Source organism: Devosia sp., from assembly GCF_034675085.1.
GTDB lineage: Bacteria > Pseudomonadota > Alphaproteobacteria > Rhizobiales > Devosiaceae > Devosia.
Map to the genome: position 1 here is coordinate 1 of NZ_JAUCDN010000439.1, position 2098 is coordinate 2098.

A 2098-nucleotide genomic window follows, 5' to 3' on the forward strand; every position below is an offset into this window, starting at 1 on the left:
GACGTGCAGCTCATCGGCGGCATGGTGCTCAACGACCGCTCCATCGCCGAGATGCGCACCGGCGAAGGCAAGACGCTGGTGGCAACCCTCGCCGTCTATCTCAATGCCCTGACCGGCGAGGGCGTGCATGTGGTGACGGTCAACGACTATCTGGCCCGCCGCGACGCCAGCTGGATGGGCCAGATCTATAATTTCCTCGGCTTGAGCTATGGCATCATCGTTCATGGCCTGACCGACCAGGAACGCAAGGCCGCCTACGACGCCGACATCACCTATGGCACCAATAACGAGTTCGGCTTCGACTATCTGCGCGACAACATGAAATATACGCGCGCCCAGATGGTGCAGCGCGGCCATGCCTTCGCCATCGTCGACGAAGTGGACTCCATCCTCGTCGACGAAGCCCGCACCCCGCTGATCATTTCGGGCCCCTCCGAGGACCGCTCGGACCTCTATATCAAGATCGACGAGCTGATGCCCTTCATCGAGGAGGGCGATTACGAGCTGGAGGAAAAGCACCGCTCGGCCACCTTCACCGACCAGGGCGTGGAAAAGCTCGAAGCCAAGCTCGCCGAGCGGGGCCTGCTCAAGGGCAATTCGCTCTATGACGTGGAAAACGTGGCGCTGGTGCACCATGCCAATTCGGCCCTGCGCGCCCACAAGCTCTTCCGCAGGGACAAGGACTATATCGTCCGCAATGACGAAGTGGTCATCATCGACGAGTTTTCCGGCCGCATGATGCCGGGGCGGCGCTATTCGGAAGGGCTGCACCAGGCGCTGGAGGCCAAGGAGCGGGTCAAGATCCAGCCGGAAAACCAGACGCTGGCCTCGATCACCTTCCAGAACTATTTCCGCCTCTACAAGAAGCTGGCGGGCATGACCGGCACGGCCGCCACCGAGGCGGAGGAATTCGCCGACATCTACAAGCTCGAAGTGGTCACCATCCCGACCAATCTGCCGGTGCAGCGCAAGGATGACGACGACGCCATCTATCGCACCGCCGACGAGAAATTCGACGCCATCGCCGATATCATCAAGGAATGCCACGGCCGGGGCCAGCCGGTGCTGGTGGGCACGACCTCGATCGAGAAATCGGAAATGCTGGCCGAATTGCTCAAGAAGAAGGGCGTGGGCGCGATGAACGTGCTCAATGCCCGCCATCACGAGCAGGAAGCCTTCATCGTGGCCGATGCCGGCCTGCCGGGGGCCATCACCATCGCCACCAACATGGCCGGGCGCGGCACCGACATCCAGCTCGGCGGCAATCTGGACATGCGCATCCAGAAGGAAGCCGAAGGGCTGGAAGGGGCCGAGCGCGAGGCCAAGATCGAAGAGATCAAGCGCCAGATCGCCGCCGACAAGGCGCGGGCGCTCGATGCCGGCGGGTTGATGGTCATCGGCACCGAGCGGCACGAATCGCGCCGCATCGACAATCAGCTGCGCGGCCGTTCGGGCCGCCAGGGCGATCCGGGCCACTCGAAATTCTTCCTCTCGCTTCAGGACGACCTGATGCGCATCTTCCCGGTGGAGAGCATGGATACCATGCTGGGCCGGCTGGGGCTGGAAGCGGGTGAGAGCATCACCCATCCCTGGGTGTCCAAGGCCATCGAGCGGGCGCAGGGCAAGGTCGAGGCGCGCAATTTCGACATCCGCAAGAACATCCTCAAATATGACGACGTGATGAACGATCAGCGCAAGGTGATCTTCGAGCAGCGTCTGGAAATGATGGATGCCGAGGATGTCAGCGAGACCGTCATCGACATGCGCCATGACGTGGTGGAGAACATCGTCTCCAAGGCCGTGCCGCCGCGCTCCTATCCCGAGCAGTGGAACATCGAGCAGCTGACCGCCGCCGCCCGCACCTATCTCAATCTCGACCTGCCCATCGCCGACTGGGCGGCCGAGGAGGGGATCGACGCCGAGATCGTCACCGAGCGCATCATGGAAGCGGCCGATGCCGCCGCCGCCGCCAAGGAAGAGCGCACCATCGCCGCCATGGAAGCGGCGGGCGCCACCAATCCCACCGTCATGCGCCAGGTGGAAAAATCCATCCTGCTGCAATCGATCGACGGGCTGTGGCGCGAGCATCTGGTGACGC

General features: G+C 63.0%; 1 protein-coding gene. It reads left to right on the forward strand.

Translation table 11 applies throughout. The features are described 5' to 3' along the window. Positions 1 to 2098 (forward strand): preprotein translocase subunit SecA (secA, locus tag VDP82_RS17455; RefSeq protein WP_323016089.1); only part of this gene is annotated, 2098 nt, incomplete at both ends.